The 19,625-nt window shown below is 46.1% G+C and carries 15 protein-coding genes and 1 riboswitch; of the genes, 4 read left to right on the forward strand and 11 right to left on the reverse strand.

Annotated elements, in window-relative coordinates:
• Window positions 1-599 precede the first annotated feature (599 nt).
• The gene (locus tag Q1A86_RS05600; protein ID WP_299803941.1) at window positions 600-1,757 is read left to right on the forward strand and encodes a porin; all 1,158 of its coding nucleotides are present in this window, start codon (window positions 600-602) and stop codon (window positions 1,755-1,757) included.
• Between the two features lie 208 nt (window positions 1,758-1,965).
• Here Q1A86_RS05600 and Q1A86_RS05605 read toward each other — a convergent pair whose 3' ends face one another.
• Window positions 1,966-3,492, reverse strand: a complete 1,527-nt coding sequence (locus Q1A86_RS05605; RefSeq protein ID WP_299803943.1) for a sigma-54-dependent Fis family transcriptional regulator — start codon at window positions 3,490-3,492, stop codon at window positions 1,966-1,968.
• Window positions 3,493-4,474: 982 nt separating this feature from the next.
• On the opposite strand from Q1A86_RS05605, the gene Q1A86_RS05610 reads away from it, so the two are divergent.
• From Q1A86_RS05610 to Q1A86_RS05620, 3 genes are all read left to right on the forward strand, one after another.
• A complete protein-coding gene (locus Q1A86_RS05610) occupies window positions 4,475-6,034 on the forward strand; it encodes a flavocytochrome c (protein ID WP_299803946.1) in 1,560 nt (519 codons plus the stop codon).
• A 72-nt stretch (window positions 6,035-6,106) separates the two neighbouring features.
• A complete protein-coding gene (gene hutH, locus Q1A86_RS05615; protein ID WP_299803949.1) occupies window positions 6,107-7,750 on the forward strand; it encodes a histidine ammonia-lyase in 1,644 nt (547 codons plus the stop codon).
• A 192-nt stretch (window positions 7,751-7,942) separates the two neighbouring features.
• Window positions 7,943-8,323 (forward strand): cytochrome c3 family protein, encoded by a 381-nt coding sequence (locus Q1A86_RS05620; RefSeq protein WP_299803952.1) that lies wholly within the window; start codon window positions 7,943-7,945, stop codon window positions 8,321-8,323.
• Between the two features lie 319 nt (window positions 8,324-8,642).
• Here Q1A86_RS05620 and Q1A86_RS05625 read toward each other — a convergent pair whose 3' ends face one another.
• The 10 genes from Q1A86_RS05625 to Q1A86_RS05670 form a co-directional block, all read right to left on the reverse strand.
• Window positions 8,643-9,026 (reverse strand): MAPEG family protein, encoded by a 384-nt coding sequence (locus Q1A86_RS05625; protein WP_299803955.1) that lies wholly within the window; start codon window positions 9,024-9,026, stop codon window positions 8,643-8,645.
• Between the two features lie 321 nt (window positions 9,027-9,347).
• A complete protein-coding gene (locus tag Q1A86_RS05630) occupies window positions 9,348-9,905 on the reverse strand; it encodes an HdeD family acid-resistance protein (RefSeq protein ID WP_299803958.1) in 558 nt (185 codons plus the stop codon).
• Window positions 9,906-10,327: 422 nt separating this feature from the next.
• On the reverse strand, window positions 10,328-11,164 hold the full coding sequence (locus Q1A86_RS05635; protein WP_299803961.1) for a cobalamin-binding protein: 837 nt from the start codon (window positions 11,162-11,164) through the stop codon (window positions 10,328-10,330).
• A 592-nt stretch (window positions 11,165-11,756) separates the two neighbouring features.
• Complete coding sequence (cobO, locus tag Q1A86_RS05640; protein ID WP_299803964.1) at window positions 11,757-12,434, reverse strand: cob(I)yrinic acid a,c-diamide adenosyltransferase; 678 nt, start codon at window positions 12,432-12,434, stop codon at window positions 11,757-11,759.
• 329 nt (window positions 12,435-12,763) lie between these two features.
• Entirely contained in the window at window positions 12,764-14,371 is a 1,608-nt protein-coding gene (locus tag Q1A86_RS05645) for a cobyric acid synthase (protein ID WP_299803968.1), read from the reverse strand.
• An 11-nt stretch (window positions 14,372-14,382) separates the two neighbouring features.
• Entirely contained in the window at window positions 14,383-14,964 is a 582-nt protein-coding gene (gene cobU / locus Q1A86_RS05650) for a bifunctional adenosylcobinamide kinase/adenosylcobinamide-phosphate guanylyltransferase (protein ID WP_299803971.1), read from the reverse strand.
• A complete protein-coding gene (locus Q1A86_RS05655) occupies window positions 14,961-15,740 on the reverse strand; it encodes an adenosylcobinamide-GDP ribazoletransferase (protein WP_299803974.1) in 780 nt (259 codons plus the stop codon). Before Q1A86_RS05655 ends, cobU begins: the two co-directional genes overlap by 4 nt.
• A gap of 370 nt (window positions 15,741-16,110) precedes the next feature.
• On the reverse strand, window positions 16,111-17,139 hold the full coding sequence (gene cobT, locus Q1A86_RS05660; RefSeq protein WP_299803976.1) for a nicotinate-nucleotide--dimethylbenzimidazole phosphoribosyltransferase: 1,029 nt from the start codon (window positions 17,137-17,139) through the stop codon (window positions 16,111-16,113).
• 45 nt (window positions 17,140-17,184) lie between these two features.
• Window positions 17,185-18,240 carry an iron ABC transporter permease gene (locus Q1A86_RS05665; protein ID WP_299803978.1) on the reverse strand — a complete coding sequence of 352 codons (1,056 nt, stop codon included), beginning with the start codon at window positions 18,238-18,240 and terminating at the stop codon, window positions 17,185-17,187.
• Window positions 18,233-19,153 carry an ABC transporter ATP-binding protein gene (locus tag Q1A86_RS05670; protein WP_299803981.1) on the reverse strand — a complete coding sequence of 307 codons (921 nt, stop codon included), beginning with the start codon at window positions 19,151-19,153 and terminating at the stop codon, window positions 18,233-18,235. Before Q1A86_RS05670 ends, Q1A86_RS05665 begins: the two co-directional genes overlap by 8 nt.
• A gap of 118 nt (window positions 19,154-19,271) precedes the next feature.
• Window positions 19,272-19,424, reverse strand: a riboswitch (cobalamin riboswitch).
• Window positions 19,425-19,625 lie beyond the last annotated feature (201 nt).

Here is a 19,625-nt window from a genome sequence, read left to right on the forward strand (position 1 = left end):
CCCTTTCTCTTTCCGTAAGCACAGCGTTCTGTGAGTGACGCAGTCACGTTCGCTAGGCCGCAGGCCGTTCGTCTCAGATTTCATCGTCTTTGCCTTAAAAGAAGGAGCTAGGTTCTAGGGCGCTTCGCTTCGAGAGCGGGCTGCGCCCTGCTAGGGAAATCACAAGCTTGACGGGCTAAAGCCCGACCTACAACTGCCAATACTTTTCCGGCATGTCCTATCTCAGCTCTACCCGTCTTTGCTTTAATCGTCGTTGCTTTCATCGTCTTTGCAGTTTGCCTTTCCTAGGCCCTTTCTCTTTCCGTAAGCACAGCGTTCTGTGAGTGACGCAGTCACGTTCGCTAGGCCGCAGGCCGTTCGTCTCAGCTTTCATCGTCTTAGCTTTTTCTTCTTTTAACCTTTTAACAACGATATTTCACTTTCGACACGATATTTAACGATTTTCTTTAACGATATTTCGTGGTTCGCAGATCTTGCTCCAACTTCTTACTGTTAAACCCTGTATTTCTCCCCTTGGCACGTTAGCTGCTCTGTTAGGGCTAATTGGTAAAAACCAATATTGATTAGCTTTAACAAAATAAAAAGATAGGGAAAATGATATGAACAAGAAACTGTTGGCGCTACTGATCCCGTCAATTTTAATGGCAGGTTCAGCACAAGCTGTCGAGATCTACAATGACCAAACCAACAGCATAAATATGATGGGCTGGTTAGGCTTTGCAGCCATCAATGACACCCACGATACCGCAGTAGTGGACAACTTCTCTCGTGTTGGCTTTCGATTCGATCGCCAAGAGAAGAACGGCTGGCGCAGCTTTGCCCATACCGAGTGGGGCATTAACATGGTTACCAGCGATGACTCACTCAGTTATTCAGGCGGCCAACTCGGTGCAGAGAAAAACTCTGACTTTTTATTCAATCGTTTAGGTTATGTGGGCTTAGCCAATGATAAATGGGGTAGCTTAACTTTCGGTAAGCAGTGGGGCGTGTACTACGATGTGGCTTACACCACCGACGTACTGAACGTCTATACTGGCTACTCTGTGGGTGCCTATACCTTTGGTGATGGCGGCCTAACGGGTGCCGGTCGTGCCGATTCGGCCTTTGTTTACCGTAACTCATTTGGTAACTTGAGCATCGCACTTCAATATGCGGCTAAGCAAAATGGTGATGTCGCGCTTTATGACAAAGATGGCATCGCCTTGGATGACGGTTCACACGTTGAATTTGATACTAGCTATGGTGCGAGCTTAACCTATCACTTCACTGACAAATTCAAGGTACTTGCAGGCATTAACCGTGGTGACTTCACAGGAGAGCTTGCAGGAGAGCGCGTTGACGACACTAACGAAATCATAGGTGTTGGTGCGCAGTACGGCTCTTTCTATCAATATGCTCCTAACCGCGACGCCGATGGCTTCTATGTTGGTTTCAACGCCCATAAGAGTAAACAAAACGAGCTAGTGGCGGGCGAGCTATACGACTCGACTGGCGGTGAATTCTTAATTGCCTATCAGTATGAAAATGGTTTCGTGCCTAGTTTCTTATTGTCTTACCAAGACCTAGACACAGATGCATCGACAACGATTCAAGGTGACTGGACTCGTCAATTTGCAGTAGTCGGTCTGCACTACCGTTATAGCAATGACACAGTGATGTTTGCCGAAGCTAAAATCGACTTTAGCGACATGGACGATAAGAGCTTTGAAAACCTACAAGACAATAGCTATGCAGTCGGTATTCGCTACTTCTTCTAGTTATAGCGGATTTGTTTTCACCAAGCAGTGAGAACTCACCCCAGCGTTGGACTCAATCAAGGATAGATTGAGTCACTAGTATCTCGTTTTATTAGCTCCCACTATTTTCGAGAATCTCTTTAAGAAAGCCATAAAAAAACACTTCCTCGGAAGTGTTTTTTATTGCCTAGTTAAGCTTGATGTTAATCCATCCTCCTAGGCATTAGCTTTAGCATAACCCTAGCTTTTTCATCTTACTCTTTAGGGTGTTAGGGTTAATATCTAACAGCTCTGCCGCCCCGCCAGGGCCATAGAGTTTACCACCCGTAATACGCATCGCATGGCTAATATATTTACCTATCATAGTGTCTAGCGGTACTAATTTATCACTGGCATGACTCGGATCGACAATAATCGTTTGTCCCGTTTGCGTAGTCACCTCTTCATCGGATTGTGCCTGTAACAGATCGAAGCTAAGCGGCCCTTGCGGCTTTTGAATGATGGCTCGCTCAAGCACGTTGATCAACTCGCGCACATTACCCGGCCAAGCGTAATTGTTCAGTATCACTAATTGCTCAGGCATCACTCTTGGTAATCGCTCTAGATTAAACTTAGCCGCCAAACTCTCTATAAAGTGCTGTACTAACAAGGGAATATCGCTGCGGCGCTGACGTAATGCCGGGATATCAATCGGAAATACAGCCAATCGATACCAGAGATCTTCTCTAAATGTTTTCTCATGCACCATGGCCTGCAGATTTCTATGGGTTGCGGCAATGACTCGAATATTCAGATCGACATTTTCATAGCCACCGACTCGAGTAATCGAACTGTTTTGCAGCACCCGCAGTAAACGCACCTGAGCCGATAATGGCAGCTCACCAATTTCATCTAAGAAAATCGTGCCACCATTTGCCTGCTCAAAGTAACCAGCTTTACGAGTCTCTGCGCCTGTAAATGCCCCTTTCTCGTAACCAAATAGCTCAGAATCGATCAGGGTGTCTGGAATCGCGCCGCAGTTTACTTTAATAAAAGGCTTACCCGCTCGATTAGACTTTGCATGGATCGCATTGGCGATGACTTCTTTACCGCAACCTGTTTCACCTTGCATCAATACACTGGTATTCAGGGCCGCGATGGCATCGACTTGAACCATCACCTTCTTCAAGCCACCTTCTGCACCAACAACACCGTCAGGGCTAAACATCGCTCGCTTAAGACTATCATTTTCTTGGCTTAATGCTTGGTTAGCACTGAGTAGGTTACGACCCCGTAAATTTAAAGCCGTAATAAGAGATAAAGTGTTTTTATGGGGTTCAATTAAATCCGCATGCCGTGGCTTAAACTGTCCTGATTTTTTTGAATAAAACCCCACTACACCAAGATGTGTATCGCTACTGACCATACGCAGTAAAATGACCGAAGCAATTTCAGGGATCAATTGTGGCGCGACAAAACCTGTCACCGGATCAAGACCAATATCATTAATAATGCGGATCACAGGTCGATCATTTTGCTGCAACACAGCTTCCATCTCAGGCGAGATTTTGACCTGCTTATCCAGAGCGACTGACTGCTGCTCATTAACATGAGATAAAAACTGAATATCACCATGTTCTGGACGGTATATGTTGAGAAAAATACCATCTATAGGTAAGTGCTGTTTTACAAATTCGTAGTAACTTTGCAGAGCGACTTCGAGTGACAGACTGCTACATAAGCAGTGAGTCGCCTGATAATAAAATTGTTCCTTCATTAATATCCCAAGTTAGCCACGAAGCTTCGTGATGGTAAATCATTGTATTTCGTGATTCTGTGCACCTGTTCATAAATAGCCCAAGATTCAAAATTAATTATGGTCTCTTATATAGAAACGTGCTCTTCGCCACATAAAAACAAGGAACAATTCTAAATAAATACAAGCCAAACCATGAGACTCATTTAAAACTAAATGTAAAGTTGTGATTACTTGTACATAACCAATAAAACCTGTGAGTAATTTAAAATTAAATCTAGATGTGTGAGCTAATCACATATAAAGTTGAATGTGTGAGAAGCTTATAATTTCTACTGCAACATGTGATGTCTTATACATAGAAAAGATGTCCATCATCTGCGGCCTCGTTACTTAAACCTCGACTCTCCCTACAACCCACCGATAAAAAAAGCATTGATAGAAACCATTTGATTATAAAGAATAACGCAAGTATATAGGTGCACACCTCCAACCGATATCCTATGGTCAGGTGCAGCCCCTACATGTTAGGGTTCAATAATTCGACGACAATTTCTCCGCACTGGATAATAAGGTCAGGAAAAATAAATAAACGACTCTTTAATTCACAGTTTTAATTTAATACTTGCTAAATATAAACGCCGTCCTACCACCCACACAATTAATTAGCTAATATATTCACTAATAATCACCATTCGCTTTACTTATAAAGTAATTCAAAACTTTCATTTTATAGTTAAGTGCCAACGCCTTTTAAAAAAATAAGTACTCAACACTACTTTTAAATTTAATTACAAGCTAATCTAATTATTGAAATGTCAAGATAACCACGAAATATCATGGCGACAAATCATGATATTTCACGATTTCAAGATCCTGTTCATAAATCATTGGCTTTATACCGCAAATTAAGTAGTTGGCACAGTCGCTGCATTTTATCTGCATATATTGAGCTTAAACAGCTCGGAAACATAATTAAAAATGCACATAGGGAAACAGATAGATGAACGATAAAGAACTGGTGAGTCCTAGCCGACGCCAACTACTTAAAGGCGGCGCCGCAATGGCCGTTGCCGGTCTTGGTAGTACGGTTGCCGTATCGGCAAATGCCGCTTGCGTATCTATTGAAGAGGCAAAGTTTGACGAAGTGGTCGATATCATCGTCGTTGGCAGCGGCTTCGCGGGGATGTCTGCGGCGCTACAAGCAAAAGAGAGTGGCGCAAGCGTTATGGTTATCGACAAGATGCCAGTGTTTGGTGGTAACTCTACCATCAACGGTGGTGCAATGGCGGTTGCAGGCTCGCCACTACAGAAGAAAGAAGGTATTGAAGATTCAGTCGATGTCATGGTCGCCGATATGCTTGAGTCAGGCCGCGGCATGAACGATGTCGAAATGCTCAAACTTGTGTGTAACGGTACTTCAGAATCTTGCGACTGGCTTATCGACCATGGTGTTGAGTGGAAACCTTTCGTACAACACTTCGGTGGCCACTCTATTCCACGTGTACTACAGACGGTGCAAAGCTCAGGTGCTGGTATTATTCGCCCGCTTATCAAAGCGGCAAAGAAAAGCGGCATTGAAATGCGTAACCAAGCCAAGCTTGAAGGCTTTATTAAAGATGAAAACGGCCGTGTTATCGGCCTTGACGTACGCCAAGGTTATTATTTCCCGAAAGAGCGTACGGGCAAAATGATTAAGATTGGCGCACGCAAAGGCGTGATCATGGCAACAGGCGGTTTCGGTAACGACATCGAGTATCGCCAAATGCAACAGCCTGAATATACCAGCGAGCTAGACTCGACTAATCATGCAGGCGCAACCTCTGAAGCGCTTAAGCAGATGATGCTACTGGGCGCTAACCCTCTTCACTTAGATCAGATCCAGCTAGGCCCATGGGCATCACCTGATGAGAAAGGCTTTGGCACCGCATCGCAATTCAACACGATTGCGACCTACCCAAGTGGCATCGTAGTTGACGTACGTACGGGCGAACGCTTCTTTAACGAACTTGCCGACCGTAAAGCTCGCGCTGACGCCATCATGACCCGTCGTGACGATCAGGGTAAGCCTGTTTATCCAATCGGCTTTACTAACGCTGAAGGCGCGAAAGATGCACAAACCTTAGATTGGGGTCTGAAATATAACGTTATTAAGAAAGCCGACAACCTAGATGAGCTAGCCAAGCTCTACAACATGCCTGCCGATGCACTAAAAGCACAGGTTGCACGCTGGAACGAAGCGGTAAGCAAGGGTGAAGACGGCGAGTTTGGTCGTCCAATGCAAAAAGCTATGTTGCTCGATAAAGGTCCTTGGTATGCCGTACGCATGTGGCCAAAAGTGCATTACTGCATGGGTGGCGTGAAGGTGAATACAGCATCAGAAGTACTACACCTTGTCAGTAACAAGCCAATACCAGGTCTATACGCCGCAGGCGAAGCCACGGGCGGTATTCACGGTGCTAGTCGTTTAGGAGCCTGTGCGGTAGCCGAAGGGGTTGTAACTGGACGTAATGCAGGTCGCCATTGTGCACAGAGCCAGTCAATGAAACTGAATCTCGCTTAGCTCAAATAAAAATCAAATTAGCTTTGCTTAGTGCACGGCACTGAGCAGCAAAAAATTATGGAATAGATCAAGATGAAAACAACTAAAAATGCTGTACTAACATCACTCGCACTTGCATTGACTGCGACTCACGCCATGGCTGCAGACTCTGTAGTTCTCGATGGTAAACATTTTACTCAAGACCAAGCATGGGCCATTGCCGATGGCGCCGAAGTTAAAATTGCACCACAATCAGCGACAACCTTAGTAAAAGCCCATGAGTTATTAATGGAAGCCGCGCGCCTAGGTAAGCCAGTTTACGGCCTAACAGTTGGCGTAGGTCTTAACAAAGATCACAAACTGTTCGATGCTAACGGTGAGCTAAGCGCCGAAGTATTAAAGGCTTCGAAGTCGTTCAACTACAGCACGCTTCGTGCTCACAGTGCTGGTGTTGGTGAAGCCATGCCTGTTAAATTAACTCGTGTTGCATTAGCAGTACGTTTAAATACGATTTTGTCTGGCCATACAGGTGTTCAGCCTTACGTTGCTGATTTATACCAAGCCTATTTAAACAACGACATCACCCCAATCATCCCATCTAAGGGTACGGTTGGTGAAGCTGACATCCTACTGGCTTCTCACGTTGGTCTAGCCATGATTGGCGAATGGGACGTTATCTACAAAGGCGAGCGCATGAACAGCGCCGAGGCGATGAAAAAAGCCGGGATCAAGCCGCTAGCCCCTGTGGGTAAAGATGCACTATCAATTCTTTCGAATAACTCTGTTGGCGTCACTTACGCGATGAAGGGCTATCGCGATGCTAAGCATTTACTAGAAGTCTCACCAACTGTATTTAGCCTAAGTCTGGAAGGTTTAAACGGTAATGTATCGCCATTCTTACCACAGACCAATGACATTCGTCCTTTCCCATACCTAAAAGAAGCTACAGCCGATGTGCGTAACACACTGACTGGCAGCTACTTATGGGATGCCAATAGCGAGCGTCCACTACAAGATCCACTTAGCTACCGCACCACAGCCTACACATTTGCAAGCGCCTATAAGGCACTAGCCGATCTTGGTCAGATGATTGATATCCAGATCAATCATTCAGACGACAACCCAGGTGTGATCTTAGGCGCGGGTAAAGACTATGGTAATAACTCTCAGGTCTCTAAGTATTTAGTTGAAGGTAAAGGTGGCGTGTTCCCAACCACCAACTTTGAGCCACTCCCTGTCGCACTTGCTGTACAGCAGTTAAGCGTCGCGCTGACTCACGTTTCACATAACAGTGCTATGCGTACCATCCACCTATCGGATGACCATTTTACTCACCTGCCTCGCTTCTTAAGCGCACCAGGTAACAATGGCCACGCATTCGGTGCTATCCAGAAGAGCTTCGTTGATATGCAAGTACGTAATAAAGCCTTAGCGAACCCAGTTTCATTCGACGGTATCCAAATCGCTGGCAACATCGAAGACACTTTCACTAACTTGAAGTTGGCGTCTGACAGACTTATCCAAATCGTTGATAACACCAATGTAATGTACGGTCTTGAGCTAATGCATTCAACTCAAGCGATCGATCTACGCAAACTTGCCAACAAAGACTTAAAACAAGGCGAAGCAACAAAAGCCATGTATGAAGGTTTCCGTAAGCAAGTGCCATTTGTTGAGATTGACCGTCCATTTACACCAGACATTAAAGCTGCATACGACTTTATTACTCAGCGCTAACTCATAAGTTAGGGTGACGCGAATCGAGCCCCACATGCTCCAACTTGCTGCAATAGGTACCACTCCCACCTATTGCAGTAAGTGGAAAGCAAGAGGCTAAAGAAGGCGGCCCTAACAGTAAGAGTCTGACTAACAAGTGATGTTTTAACGATTACCGGGCTAAATCGCCCTAAAGAAAGAATAGGATTAACAATGTTTAGAGTACTAACGGCTATCTGTATGGTGATGCTGATGTCAATTCCAGCAGCCAACGCGATGAAGCTTAAAGACTATCACAAAGAGATCATGACAGCTGACAACGGCAAAGTAGATTGCAGTTTTTGCCACGGCGAAGCCAAACGCAAAACCATTCCAGACGCAAGCGCCTGTGAAAGCTGTCACAGCACACCAGGCGATGTAGCCGAACTCACCAAACGTCCAGCTGGTTCAGGTCACGATGTAGAGCCAAACCCACATGACAGCCTACACTACGGCACAGACTTACCTTGCACTTACTGTCACCAAGAGCACAAAGAGAGCAAGGTTTACTGTAATCAGTGTCACGAGTTTGAATACCCAGATATGAAGCGATAGGTTCTAGCGCCAAATAAAGCAAAGAAGGACCTAGATTCTAGGGCGCTTCGCTCCGAGGACGGGCTGCGCCCTACTAGGAAAAGCAAAAATCACGACCTTTGTCTCTTCTTTGCTTTTCCGGCTTCTCCCGTCTTTGCTTTTCCTAGGATCTAAAACCTTTCTTTGCCTTGCCGTAAGCGCAGCGATCCGTAGTGACGCAGTCACGTTCCCTAGGCCGCAGGCCGTTCGGCTCTTACCGTCTCAGCTTGAATCATCTTAGCTTGTACCGTCTTTGCTTTTCCTAGGACCTAGAACCTTCTTTTAACCCTAGAACCTTCTTTTAAACCGCCTGCCAAAACACGGTAAATGAAGCGAATATCGCCACAAACCAAGATAGAGATCGCAGCGTACCTTTATCCATTAAATACAGTAGCTGATAGGCTATGCGGGCTAGCACATGCACCACCGCAGCAGTTTCGGCAATGCCATTAACTTTATCTGTTGCAATCACCGCCAAGACTGAAAGTCCAAAAATCAGCAGTGATTCGAAGGCGTTTTGATGCGCCGCGACCGCTCTAGCGCCAAAGCCTGTGAGTTTAGACTGCTGCTCTCGTGGGTGGTTATTGTCATAACCTCCAAGCTTAGCCATTGCCACAGCAACGGGCCCTTTTGCAGCGTAGGGAAGCAACATGGTGATAAATAGGCAGATGAGTAATGTCGTCATAGTGAGATCCCTTTCTTATTGTTATTGTTAATCGTTTTACCTGAAACTAAGGCTTTATTGGTTATAACCCTACAGGATTATCAATACAGGTTCTAGGTGCTAGGAAAGCGAGAAATCAAGGCGGTTAGCGCTAAGACGAGAAAGCCGGAAAGCAACAGCAAGAAACTGTAGAGCCGCATTTATGCCGTCACTTTTTTAGGCGGAACTAGAGCTGTTAGTTATAGGAAACAACGCCTAGGTCGGAGAAGCTACTTTTCCTAGGAGCGAGTTCCTAGGAAAAGTCGTGACAAGCTAATACGTGTAAAAACGGCTAGTTAGAGCTTATTTAGGCACGGCTTTTTTCATCTGTAATCCAATGAAGATAAAACTTAAGCCTTCAAACACAAAAGAGACGCCAACGAAAATCCCTAAAATAGACAATGAAAACTCCGGATCTTTCATCAGGCTGAAAAAGTAAATTGCAATCGCTGTGGATAATAAACCACTGAATACAATCACTAGCCAACCATCTAAGTTCTTACGACTGATAAAACCAAAGAACATCCGAGTCACGCCGTTAAACAGCATAATCATTATCATCATCACAGTGATGGTTAACAAGCCGACATAGGGCTCGGCTAAAATAAAAATACCACCAATCAGATAGAACAGAGCACTAATGACATACCAAGACTTGGCTTTCCATTTAGGGATACTCAAGGTGTGATAGACCTGCACCAGACCAATCACAAGAAAGATCCCGCCGATAATGGTGGTAATAGTCATTCCTACCGCCACAGGTAGACTAATAGCTAAAATTCCGGCAAAAGTCACAACCACACCGACCATCACAAACCATTTCCAGCCTTTGGTTAGCATGCTATTTACTGGGTTTTCCATATTATATCCTTAAGAATCAGCTGATTGATTAGCAGCTAAGCCTGAGTGTTCAATTCATTTTTAGATTGTTTATCAAATACAAATCCAACCATTTGAATTGGCGATACAAGCTCAAGTATTGGTCATCAATGAAGATATGACTAGCTGTAAGTCAATATTTATTGGTTTAATCTAATGCCTACCGAGAGTTAACAGATTTTTACTCTAGGCGTACAAGGTTAAGCCAGTGATATAAACCGCGAGAGACAGTTATGGTAGAACTCAAGACTAAATGCGAACGTGACCAATGTCACAAATGACGATGTAGCGTGACTTTAATGACGGGGGGATATTGCTCATATCAAAAATAAGGCTCCGGGATAGGTTGAGTACCTGCCGCAAGCCTGCACCAGAGCCGGACAGGCTTATGGAGTAGATAATTTTTAACGTGCCTTATCTAACGCTTCACATAAAGCTTCTACCCCAAGTAGGGCTCGTGGAGCGGCGCGGTGAAGCAAGTCGGCATTTAACTGATAGATATGCTGATTTTTAACCGCTGGGATCTCCGGCCAGCCACTCCAATCTACGCCTATGATGTTACCTTCATCCTGACTTTGCAAAATCACCTCAGGTTGCTTGAGTACTACGGTTTCTAAGCTGACTTGTGGGTAATCGTTAGCAGCATCAACAAACACATTATCGCCATGACACACTGAAATGATCTGTTGGATCCAACTGTTTTTAGCCACCGTCATTAACGGTGTCGACCAGAGTTGATAGAAGACATTTACCTCTGGCTTGGCAAGGTTATCGCTACGTAACTGCTTAAGCTGCTGACGATAATCGTCAGCGACTTTTGCTGCTTGAACTTGGTGACCCGTAAGCTCTCCTAACGCTTCAAGTTCATCCGCTACCGCCTCTAAAGTCTTAGGGTTACTATCAAATACCCGAAAGCCTAGCTCTTTGATACGAGTTATATCTTCAGCTTTATTACCACTAGCCCATACCACGACCAGATCAGGCTCAAGCTCAAGTATGCGCTCAACTTGTACCCCGTGATAACCGCCAATACGAGGAATAGCGAGAGCAGCTTTTGGGAAATCAGCATGATCTGTGGTTGCCACAATCGACTCCCCCGCACCAATGGCATACAGCATCTCCACCGAGTGCGGCGACAATGCAACGATCCGCTTAGCAGGCGTTGCGATATCAGCATGCGCAAAAGCTGATGCTAAAGCGCAAGCCGTCAGCAACACAAATAATCTGGTAACTCTGTTCATTAAAATCCTTTTTGTTTTAAGTTCGGCATGATCCAAAAATGTCCTAGAGCGTTCGCAAGCTCACTGCGAGAACGCTTCGCGGCTAGAGCGGACTGCGTCCTGCTATAACATCAACTGAATAAATAAGGCTACCCCTAGCAAACGATCCCCCTAATGGATATTTCACTGGCTAAGCCATCAAGCTTTCTCCAAAACAGCCAGCTCCTGAGCATACGACTCTTTCTAAGAGACTGTTGATGGAGTGAACTCTAGTCTAATCAACCTGCACCGACAAGAACGCCACCACAAAGAAGGCGAAGAAAGTAATTTCTAACTGATCTCTTTTGTAGCTAAGCCGTCAAGCCGCTCAGTATAAAAAGCCTAGCCCCTGAGCATACGACACTTTCTAAGAGCCGGTTGATGGAGTGAACTATTATCTAAATTCAACCCGCACCGACAATAACGCCACAACAATTAATGCGAAGAAGCAATTTCAAACTGATCGCTTTTGTAGCTAAGCCGTCAAGCTTTCTCAGCCCATGAGCATACGAGTAGTATGTGATTGGGTGAGAAAGCGCAGACAATAACGCTACAGAAGCTAGCAGGACGAAATTTAGTAGTCGAAGCCGGGCTGGGCTTTTATTCCGGCTTCAAACGCATGTTTGATCGGTTGCACTTCGCTCACAGTATCTGCAAGCTCGACAATCGCCCTGTGACAGGCTCTGCCCGTAACAATCACATGCTGCATTGGTGGGCGGTTCTTTAGCGCTTCAATCACCCGCTCCACTTCTAGATAGTGATAACTGACCATATAGGTCAGCTCATCTAGCATAACTAAATCGATTGTTTCATCTTGCAGTAACTTCTCGGTGGCTTCCCAGGCTTTTACTGCCGCAGCGGTATCTTTTTCACGATCTTGGGTTTCCCAAGTAAAGCCGGTTCCCATTACATGGAACTCAACGCCTGCACCTTCGAGCAACGTGCGCTCACCACAGTCCCAGTTGCCCTTAATAAACTGCACAACAGCCGCTTTTTTACCATGTCCGACTGCGCGTACCACGGTGCCAAAACCTGAGGTGGATTTACCTTTACCGTTACCGGTTAGCACTAAAAGGATCCCTTTCTCCTCTTGAGCACGGGCGATCTTGGCATCTACACCTTCTTTGATCCGCTGTTGTCGCGCTTTATGACGCTCTGCTTTTACAGCTTCAGCTCTCGCCTCTTCCGATTGAGTTGTAGCTGATTGAGCAGCTGCGACTTGATCTGCCTCGTTCGAGTTATTATCCGTCATATTACTTCCCTACTTTATCCCTTAAACACTAATCTAATTTGCAAACAAACTAAAAAACACCCAACAGCTTTTCGGCTAAAATGTTGTCTCTCACAGCTAAAACCACCTTTATCAACTCAATTTAAAAACCCACAACAAACTCAGCATTGGCGAGGGTTTGAACAAAGTGAATTATGAAGCCCGCACATCATATTTTAATCGTTTAGTTAGCGCACAACCAACGTTCAACTTTCAAGCAAAAAGGCGATTTTTCACACCTTTATCATTTTTACCCGCTTTAAGCCTTATAAATACATTTTTAGTTTTAAATACCAAGCAAGCTTGATAAGTTAATGTCGATCCCAGATCTGATCGAATCGATCAAGATCGAGATGTTGTTCTAATACATCAGCCAATCGATCCAGTTGCTGCTCGCGTACTTGATTAACATCAACCACTGCAGCATCTTTCATTCCTGCCCATTGCAAAATAAGTTGGCACGCCTGTGGCGAGTCAAATAGGCCATGAACATAGGTACCCAATATTTGACCATCACTAGATAACATTCCCTCTGGCGCTGTTGGTGCCGGTTGATTATCTACACTTGGGTCTATTGTGGAGTGCGCCTCTTGTTCTGAGTCGTTTTTAGCCCGTAACTGCAAAGGCTGAGTCAATGGCATTAACGAGCGAGAACGACCACTGTGGATCTCATAGCCTGTAACCTCTGCAGTTTCACCGAGTAGGTTTAAACTGCCCTCAACTTGCTGCAGAATTTTATGAGTCGTTAGCTCAGTCGCCAGTGGTAACAGGCCTAACCCTTCGCTATTACCCGGCGTATCTTCAACCCCTTGCGGATCATCAATTATCATCCCTAGCATTTGGTAACCACCGCAGATCCCCAGCACTTTGCCGCCATAGCGCAGGTGCTTTTCAATGGCACTATCCCAGCCTTGCTGACGGATAAAATCGAGATCGGCGCGGACGTTTTTGCTGCCAGGAATAATGATTAAATCCGCTTGAGGAAGTGTATGTGTGCCCTTCTCTATATTCTGCGCCTGTGTTTGCAATGACACATAATTAAAATCGATCTGCGGGTTAAGCCTTAAGGGATCAAAGTCAGTGTGGTTACTAATACGCGGCAGCACTAGCACTAAGACTTTAAGCTTAGTATCAGAAGATTTTTCTGGCGCTGCAATTAATGCATCTTCTGCATCTAAATGCAGGTCGTGCAAATAAGGTAACACGCCTAACACCGGCTTTTTAGTGTAGTTTTCTAACCAATCTAAGCCACCTTGCAACAGGCTAACATCACCTCTAAAACGGTTAATCACAAAGCCTTTCACTCGCGCTTGTTCAGACTCGCTCAGTAACGCTAAGGTACCGACCAAGTGGGCAAACACGCCGCCTTTGTCGATATCAGCAATAATAATTACAGGGCAATCCACCTCTTCAGCAAAGCCCATATTGGCAATATCGCCTTCACGCAGATTGATCTCGGCAGGGCTACCCGCGCCTTCCACCAGCAACATGTCGTAGTCGCTGATTAAACGCTGATAGGAGGCTTTAACAGCCGCCATCGCCTTGACTCGATAGCCCTCAGCATTCTTGCCAAAGTAATCTTCGGCCTCCATCTTCATCAAAGCTTTACCATGGACAATGACTTGCGACCCCGTATCTGAGCTGGGCTTTAACAAAATAGGGTTAAAGTCGATTTGCGGCTCAAGATGACAAGCAACGGCTTGCAGTGCTTGGGCGCGTCCAATCTCGCCACCATCTATGGTCACCGCGCTATTAAGCGCCATATTTTGCGGCTTAAAGGGGGCGACTTTAACGCCATTTCTCACAAACAAGCGGCACAAACCTGCTACTAAGGTGCTCTTGCCTGCATCGGATGTGGTGCCTTGTACCATTAACACCTTAGTGAGAGGCTTGGCTTTATTGTTATTCGATGTTGCCATATTTTGTCTGTTTAACCTTTTAAATTCAGGGGTAAGCCTGCGGTCACTAAGGTGACTCTGTCTGCAATAGCCGCAATATTTTGATGTAGCCAGCCCGCTTCGTCGACGAAGCGACGGTTTATCTCGCCCATTGGCACTATGCCGCAGCCGACTTCGTTACTCACCAAAATGACCGTTCCCGATAGCTCGCTTAAGGTTTGTAAAAAATCGGTTTTTACCTGCTGCCAGCAATCTTGTTTTTCAAAGTTGACTTGTTTTTGCAAGGCAGGCTCTTCTTGCAACAGATGGTTAGTTAACCATAGGGTTAAACAATCGACCAAGATGATGCTGTTCTCGCCAGCGTGCTCCTTTAGGGCAGTAGTCAACTCAAGCGGACTCTCGATGGTATGCCAGTTAATATCATCGGTTTCGCGCTGAGTTTGATGGTGACGAATACGCTGCGCCATTTCGCTATCGAGCGCCTGCGCAGTAGCGACATAAATGCAATCAGCACTAATATTAATGCCAGCTGCGTCAGCTAAATATTGCTGCACTTGCGCCTCGGCGAAGCGGCTCTTACCGCTACGTGCGCCGCCTAAAACCAGATGGATCACCAGCTCACTCCTAAAACAAGTAACAGCAGATAACAGGTCAACTCAGAGCCTTGCTGGGCTGCGCCTAGCGTATCTCCGGTATAACCACCGATCTGCTTTCTAAACAGTCTGACAAAACCGTAGCGCACTATAATAAGGCCAAGGGTTAAGACTAAGGCTTGCATCACCCCCACTAACAACAGCGCCAACACGCCAGTTGCAAGCAAGATAGATAACTCATTAATGCCCTGCTCTTGAGCAAGCGGTTTACTCTTGCTGGTATCTGAGTCGCTGACATATGGCTCGGAGAAAATAAAGCTCGCAGCCACAATTCGGCTTAAGCAGTGGCCTAAGATCAGCGCTAAACTCACACTACTCGGGTCAAACAGCGCAAGCTCTGTTAGCAGCTGCCACTTGAGTAACAGGGCCAACACCAGTGCTAATGCGCCATAACTGCCAAGGCGCGAATCTTTCATAATGCTAAGCTTGGCTTCAACCGTCCAACCACCACCTAATCCATCGGCGGTATCGGCAAGGCCGTCCTCATGAAAGCCCCCCGTGACTAACACGCTGGTGATCATCGCTAATACAATGGCGATAGAAGGCGAGACCCAATACAGCATTAACGTGTAAACCAGTGCACTAATCACGCCCACCAGCAAGCCAACCAAGCCAAAGTAGCGACTGGCTTTATTCAGTTTATCTGCATCGACCTCAATCCATTTCGGCATCGGAATTCGTGTAAAGAACCCCATCGCGATAAAGAAAAGATTGAGCTGTTGTTGCCAAGCTTGCATGTAAAAATCCTTAAAATATCGAATAAAGCTAAGACGAAAAAACCGAGAATATCAGAGACGGTAAAAGCCGAAGAAGCAAAGACGAACGCTCTTCTACCTACCGGAACAAGGATAACCTTCCACTCTTTTCCGGCTTTTCCAGCTCTTTAGTTCTAACTTGTACCGTCTTGTCCCGTAGGTCGGTATTTATGCCGGCAAATCCTTTATATAAAACCAAGATTGATGGGCTAAAGCCCAACCTACAAAAGAATAAATAAGCTCTTTCGTCTCTGCTTGTACCGTAAGCAAAGCGTTCTGTAGTGACGACGTCACGTTCGCTAGGCCGCAGGCCGTTCGTCTGAGCCTGTACCGTCTTAGCTTGTTTCGGCTGTTAAATCTCTATGCCAACATCTTCGAAGCTGGCCATCTCGTTATAAAAATTTGTGGCTGCTTGGATAAGCGGTAACGCCAGTGCAGCGCCCGTACCTTCACCTAGCTTCATGCCAAGCTTTAATAATGGTTTAGCTTGCAGGAACTCCAGCATCAACACATGTCCCTTCTCATCTGACTGATGAGCGAAAATCATATAATCTCGTACATTTGGATTAATCTTCACCGCCGCTAACGCTGCGGCGCTAGCAATAAAACCATCGACAATAATAAGCATGTTACGCTCGGCTGCGGCTAGCATTGCCCCCGTCATCTGTACTATCTCAAAGCCGCCGACACAGGCCAGTACCTGCATAGGGTCATCAAGTTCACTGTGATGCACAAGCAACGCTTGCTCAACGAGCATCTTCTTACGCTTAAAGGTCGCCGCATCTATGCCAGTGCCACGGCCAACACAATCTTCGACTTTGCATCCTGTTAAGGCTGACATTATCGCGGCGGCTGACGAAGTATTGCCAATCCCCATCTCACCTAAGGCAATCAAATTACAACCATTTTGATGGTGCAGCTCGACTCTTTCGGTCGCCATCTTAAAGCCTTGTTTCACCGCGCCTAAAGTCATCGCCGCGCGTTTATGAATCGGGCCAGTGCCCGAGCCTAAACGCTGGTTAATCACGCCCTCTAGATTTTCAATCGGCTTTAAAATTCCGCAATCGATCACTTCTAAATCGAAGCCCACCTGACGGGTAAACACGTTAATCGCCGCGCCGCCGTTGATAAAGTTAACCACCATCTGAGTGGTCACCTCACTAGGTGCTATCGATACCCCCGACTCTGCAATACCGTGATCGGCGGCAAAGACCATCATCTTCGGGTTGGTGATTTGTGGCTTATCTTTACCTAACACTCTGGCTATTTGCAGAGCCAATGATTCGAGATCACCCAGCGCGCCTAGAGGTTTAGTTTTGGTGTCTATTTTTTGCTGGATCTGTTCATCAAATTCAGTGTTTATTGCTTTTATATCAAACATCGCGGGCTCCACTTTGCCACTCAATAAGGTTTTTAATCTGGCTCGCTAAATACGTTTACCGCTACGACTGCCTAGAATAAATAGAAAGAAAATACTGCCCATCACCGAGGTAATAATCCCCACAGGTAACTCTTGATAACTCAATAAGGTCCGCGCGAGCACATCAACCCAGACCATAAATAGTCCGCCCACCAGCGCAGTTAACAATAGCGGATAACGCCCAGGAAACAGTAAACGTACCGTATGTGGCACCATTAAGCCGATAAAGCCTATGCCGCCACAATTTGCTACCAGTATCGCGGTGATAAGCGAGCACAATAACAACATATTTAGACGCAAGTGGCCGACATTTATCCCTAAGGTATGGGCCGTTTCATCGCCCGCACGCATAGCCACAATCTGCCTTTTATTCAGTAAGATAATCAAGGTCGCTAACATGACGACACCGGCAGGTAACCACAGACCTTGCCAACTGGCTTTAGCAAAACTACCTAAGGTCCAAAACAGCACAGAAGCTGTGGCTTGTGGGCTAGAGAAGTACAGCATTAGACTCGCCATTGCCCCAAACATAAACGAAATGGCCACGCCGGAGAGCAGCATGCGCTCGACTTGGGTACTCAGGTTGCGCCCGCACAGGCTCAGCACCATCACCACCGACAAGCTAGCACCGATAAAGGCCCCTACGGGTAGGCTTAACCAGAGCATACTTTGGCTAAAGAGAGTTAATGCCACCACAGCGCCGAAAGAGGCGCCAGATGAGATCCCAAACAGATAAGGATCCGCCAGCGGATTACGTGTCACGGTTTGCAGCACACTGCCCGCTATCGACAGTCCGGCTCCGGCCACAAAGGCCAGTAGCACTCGCGGTAAACGCAGTTCCCAGATAATTCGTTCTCTCACGCCAAGAGGCTCGCCAACACTCAACAGCTTATAACTAAAGACATTGAACACATCGACGGCACTAATCGTGGCTGCGCCAAAGCTTGTCGCCGCAAAGGGGGTGAGCAAGCTAATAAAGACTAACAAGCAAAACACTAGGTACTCGACAGGACGCCGCTCAAGTTTTAGGGCACCAACTTGAGCCGTTGTAGAGTTAATCATCTTGGCCTCCTACCACATGCTCTGCTATTGAATGCTGAGCATTTTTCTCAAGGCTTGCATCATAGCCATAAAAGTAACTGATCAGTGGATTACCATGTTGTGGATGGGGCTTAATCTCACAGCACACATCGAACACCTCGGCAATACGCTTCTCGGTCAGCACAGCTTTAGGTGAGCCTTTCGCCACGCTGCGGCCATTGTTCAATAGCAGCAGTTCATCGCATAGGGCGCTGGCGAGGTTAAGGTCATGAATTGAGGTGATAACCGTGATCTTGAGGCTTCGCAGTAGCTCTAAGGTCTGGATCTGATAGCGAATATCTAGGTGGTTAGTCGGCTCATCGAGAATAAGCAACTTAGGTCGCTGCACTATTGCCCGAGCGATAAGCGCACGCTGTTTCTCACCGCCAGACAGGCTCTCATAGGCTTGATTTGCCTTGTCTTGCAGACCTACCTTAGCAAGGGCCTTAGCGATCACTTCTCGATCACCACGACTGGAAAAATCAAACGCGCCTTTATGGGGGGTTAACCCTAGGGCGATGAGTTGCGCAGTTGTCATCTCAAAATGGTGTGGGGTATCTTGAAGAACGACCGCAATCTGTCTAGCAAAAGCCTTGGCCGACAAGGTATTGATCTCGTCACCAAATAGATGAATGCTGCCAGTTGTGGGTTTAATAAAACGGTATAGGCAACGCAGTAAGCTCGACTTACCCGCGCCATTAGGGCCGATAATGCCCAACATCTTGCCTTCAGCTAAGCTAAATTCGATGGCCGATAAAATAGCTGTACCGTTGAGCTCCCAGCTTAAATCTTTCACTGACAGCACGGTATTGCTATTGCTATTACCGTTAGCATTGCACTTAGCTTGAGCATTGCTGTGAGTGTTAACCTTAGGTTCTAGCGCCCGTTCAGTCATTGAGGCTGACCGCCTCTAAACCTATTTTAGGTTTCATTTTATTGTCTCCCCCGAGTCGCCCGCTCGAGTCAATGTGCATATGGCTACACTTTTAAATTTCGATACATATTGGCATGTTTCGAACAACATTAAGTTAGGCAGGTATCTGACTTGAAAAATAGCCAAATGCTATCTTCCCTACAGTTGCGGGTACAGTCCGGACTCAGCTAACCTTTTCAGTCAGCCTCCGGTTCCCTTTATGCCGTTAAGCACCTAACTTTCTTTTTACGCTTTCTTTAACGCCTTAATGCAAGGCCTTAAAGATAACGCCGCAGTTTAACACGCCTTAGTGCATTTGCGTGCTGAGCTTTTTTCTTATCTAGCAAGTCGCCTTGCTTTAAAAAAGCGGCTAGGTCCTAGGGCGCTTCGCTTCGAGGACGGGCTACGCCCTGCTAGAAAAATCAAAAATCACGACCTTTGTCTCTTCTTTGCT

The organism is uncultured Shewanella sp., assembly GCF_947497935.1.
Lineage (GTDB): Bacteria > Pseudomonadota > Gammaproteobacteria > Enterobacterales > Shewanellaceae > Shewanella.